Raw genomic sequence first — 3,588 nt, 5'->3', positions numbered from 1 at the left:
CTTCGACAAGCTCAGGCTGAGCGGATTAAAGAGTAGTTTTACCCCCGAACCCCGCTCAGCCTCAGCTTGTCGAAGGCCCTGCTTGATCAGGCTAGCTTAGCCAGCTTCTCGCGCCAGTTATCGGGCAAGGCTACCGGGCGGCGGCTTTCGCGTCCGACATAGACGTGCGTGAAATGCCCTTCGGCGGCCGGTTCCTCCGAGCCCTCGACGAACAGGCCGAGGTGATAGGTCACGCTGCTGGTGCCCAGCTTCGCGACTGTCATGCCAACTTCCAGCTTCTGCGGGAAATGCACCGAGGCGGCATAGCGGCAGCCGGTCTCCACCACGACGCCGATCGGGTCGCCGGTCTCGATATCGAGCAGGCCCGCCTCGATCAGCCAGGTGTTTACGGCCGTGTCGAAGTACGAATAATAGACCACGTTGTTCACGTGGCCGTAGACGTCGTTGTCATGCCACCGCGTCGTCAGGGGGACGAAAGCACGGTAGGCGGCGCGCGGGCGCAAGGGGTCTCGGCTCATAGGCGGCAGTGTTAGGAACGCCGGCGGCGGAGCGCCAGCGCTTCCTTACCCGCGAAAGCCGATCTTGCCCGCCATGATCACCGCCTGCGTGCGGCTGAACACGTTCATCTTCTGCAGGATCGCCGAGACATGCGCCTTCACCGTCGTCATCGAGACGTCGAGTTCATAGGCGATCTGCTTGTTCAGCCGTCCGGCCACCAGATGCCCCAGCACCACGCGCTGCTGCGGGGTGAGGGTGTCGATGCGGGCGCGGATCAGGTCTTCCTCTGCCGCCGCGCTTTCGTCGCCGGGAAGGTCGGGCATGTAGATCTCGCCCGAGAGCACCTGTTGCAGCGCATCGACGATCGCCGCGCGCTTCAGCGACTTGGGCACGAAACCCGCCGCGCCCGCCGCCAGCGCGTCGCGCACCACGTTGCGGTCGGTCACGCCCGAGACCATCACTACCGGCGTGGCGGGGAACTTGTCCCGCACCGCCTGCAGGCCCGAAAGGTGCGAGACGTCGGGAATATTGAGGTCGAGCAGCACGAGATCGACGTCGCCCGCTTCGTCCAGCACCCGCAGCGCCGCTTCGAGGCTGTCCGCCTCGAGGATCGTGCAGTCGGGGAAGGCATCGTCGAAGATCGAGCGTAGCCCGTCGCGGACCAGCGAGTGGTCGTCGACGATCAGAACGCGGTCGGGTGCCCCATATTCGCCCATGTTGTTTTCCGTGACGGCGAGTGTTTCCATGTCTTTATCCCGGGGAGGGATGGCGCGCCAGCGGTAACCGGCGCGCCATTTCAGGGTTGCGTTACTTGGGGATCTTGAACACCCAGAGCATACCGCCCTGGCTGATCTCCTTGAAGGTCTTGGCCACTTCGCCGCCCCACAAAGGCACCGCGCCGCCCCAGCCGGACATGACGCCGACGTACTGCTCGCCGTCCTGCTCCCAGGTGATGGGCGAGCCGACTACGCCTGAGCCGGTCTGGAACTTCCACAGCTCTTGGCCCGTCTTGGCGTCGAACGCCTTGAGATAGCCTTCAGGCGTGCCGGTGAAGACGAGGTTGCCGTGGGTGGTCAGCACGCCGCCCCACAGCGGGGCCTTGTTCTTGTACTCCCACACGATCTTGCCGGTCTTGGGGTCCATGGCGCGCAGCACGCCGATGTGGTCCTCGGCGATCGGCTTGATGGTGAAGCCCGCGCCGAGGTACGCCGCGCCCTTCTTGTAGGCGATCGGTTCGTTCCAGATGTCCATGCCCCAGTCGTTCGAGGGGACGTAGAACAGTTCGGTGTCCTTCGAGTACGCCATCGGCATCCAGTTCTTGCCGCCTAGGAACGACGGGCTGGAGAACACCGGCTTGCCCTTTTCGGTGCCGCTGGGCGCGCCCGGACGGCCCGCGTCGATCACGTTGGGGCGGCCGGTCTTGGGGTTGATGCCGTCGGCCCAGGTGGTCTGCATTACGAAGCGGTTGGCGGAGATGAACTTGCCGGTCGTCCGGTCGAGCACGTAGAAGTAGCCGTTGCGGTCCGCCTTCGCGCCCAGCTTCATCGCCTTGCCCTTTATGGTGGCGTCGAAGGGGATGAACTCGTTCACGCCGTCGAAGTCCCAGCCGTCGTGCGGGGTGGTCTGGTAGTGCCACTTGATGACGCCGGTGTCGGCATCGATGGCGAGCGTGGAGGAGGTGTAGAGGTTGTCGCCGGGGCGCAGGTGGCTGTTCCATGGCGCCGGGTTGCCGGTGCCGAAGTAGACGAGGTTGGTGCCCGGATCGTACGTGCCGCCCAGCCACGTCGCGCCGCCGCCGGTCTTCCACAAGTCGCCCTGCCAGGTGGCATTGAGCTTGCCGGTCATGCCGTTGGGCTGGCCGTTGAGGGTGCCGACGTGGCCCTCGATCACCGGGCGTTCCCAGATCAGCTCGCCGGTATCGACGTTGCGCGCCTGAACCGCGCCGACGACGCCGAATTCACCGCCCGAGTTGCCGGTGATGACCTTGTCGCCGACGATCAGCGGCGCGGCGGTGGCCGAGTAGCCGGCCTGATAGTCGCCGGTCTTCTTGTTCCACACGACCTTGCCGGTGTTGCGGTTGAGCGCGACCAGATGCGCGTCGAGGGTGGCGAAGATGATCTTGTCGCCGTGGATCGCGGCGCCGCGGTTGACCACGTCGCAGCACGGCATGATCGCGTCGGGCAGGCGGGCGTTGTACTCCCACTTCTTCTCGCCGGTGCGCGCATCGAAGGCGAACAGGCGCGAGTACGATCCGGTGACGTAGATGGTGCCGTCATAGACCAGCGGCTGCGCCTCCTGCCCACGCTGCTTCTCGCCGCCGAGCGAGGAGGCATAGACCGGGAGCAGCTTGGCGACGTTGCCGGTGTTGATCTGGTCGAGCGAGCTGAAGCGCTGCTGCCAGGGGCCCATGCCGTACGTCAGCACGTCGCCGGGGGTGTCGGCGTCCTTGAGCAGGTCGGCGCTGGTCGGGCCATCGGCGGCCGAGAGCGGTACTGCCGCGAGGCTGCTGGCTGCCGTCAGGGCTGCGAGTATATGTGTGAAACGCCGCTTCATCCTGTCCCTCCGTTTTTGGGTATTCGGCCGGGGGTGCGTGTCTCGGGAAAATGCCCCCGAACCCCGATCGTCGCCGTGCAGCCTAGGACTGTAGGAGGGCCGGCAAAATTGCACCTTGGGAGGAGGGTTTTGCTGCGTCCTAACGCGCATCCTCGCGGCCCCCTCCGCACATCCCCACACACATCGTCATTGCTTCGCTGCGCTCGCAATGACGAAAGGGGGAGTAGTGACGAGGTGTTAATTGGCGGGCGGAGCGTGACGACCACATGTTCCGGTCATGAAGCGTGATTTCCAGCCGGCGGTCTACATCATGGCGAGCGGGCCGAACGGAACGATCTACGTCGGCGTCACCTCCAACTTGCGCGTCCGGGCATGGCAGCATCGCGAGGGCGTCGTCGATGGCTTCACAAGCAGATATGGCTGCAAGGTGTTGGTATGGTTCGAACTGCACTCGACGATGGAGCATGCCATTCTGCGCGAGAAGCAGCTGAAAGCCGGGTCTCGCAGGAAGAAGCTGGCACTGATCGAAACGCTCAA

4 protein-coding genes are annotated in these 3,588 nt (G+C 64.8%); 1 reads left to right on the top strand and 3 read right to left on the bottom strand.

The window, feature by feature from the left end:
- Nucleotides 1-86 precede the first annotated feature (86 nt).
- The 3 genes from ACYPYD_RS22320 to ACYPYD_RS22310 all read right to left on the bottom strand — a co-directional run bounded on the left by ACYPYD_RS22320 (nucleotide 87) and on the right by ACYPYD_RS22310 (nucleotide 3,051).
- Nucleotides 87-518 carry an acyl-CoA thioesterase gene (locus ACYPYD_RS22320; RefSeq protein ID WP_459665595.1) on the bottom strand — a complete coding sequence of 144 codons (432 nt, stop codon included), beginning with the start codon at nucleotides 516-518 and terminating at the stop codon, nucleotides 87-89.
- A gap of 45 nt (nucleotides 519-563) precedes the next feature.
- On the bottom strand, nucleotides 564-1,244 hold the full coding sequence (locus ACYPYD_RS22315) for a response regulator transcription factor (protein WP_008830497.1): 681 nt from the start codon (nucleotides 1,242-1,244) through the stop codon (nucleotides 564-566).
- Between the two features lie 61 nt (nucleotides 1,245-1,305).
- The gene (locus ACYPYD_RS22310; protein WP_211149584.1) at nucleotides 1,306-3,051 is read right to left on the bottom strand and encodes a methanol/ethanol family PQQ-dependent dehydrogenase; all 1,746 of its coding nucleotides are present in this window, start codon (nucleotides 3,049-3,051) and stop codon (nucleotides 1,306-1,308) included.
- A gap of 277 nt (nucleotides 3,052-3,328) precedes the next feature.
- Here ACYPYD_RS22310 and ACYPYD_RS22305 point away from each other — a divergent pair.
- The coding region (locus ACYPYD_RS22305) for a GIY-YIG nuclease family protein (RefSeq protein WP_459665593.1) at nucleotides 3,329-3,588 on the top strand (260 nt) is incomplete at its 3' end.

This window comes from Novosphingobium sp. 11B (assembly GCF_054589055.1).
This window is presented reverse-complemented; position numbering and strand designations above follow the sequence as displayed.

Coding starts and splice junctions, on each gene's coding strand:
- ACYPYD_RS22320 (WP_459665595.1), bottom strand. CDS start 518: ATGAGCCGAGACCCCTTGCGCCCGCGCGCCGCCTACCGTGCTTTCGTC.
- ACYPYD_RS22315 (WP_008830497.1), bottom strand. CDS start 1,244: ATGGAAACACTCGCCGTCACGGAAAACAACATGGGCGAATATGGGGCA.
- ACYPYD_RS22310 (WP_211149584.1), bottom strand. CDS start 3,051: ATGAAGCGGCGTTTCACACATATACTCGCAGCCCTGACGGCAGCCAGC.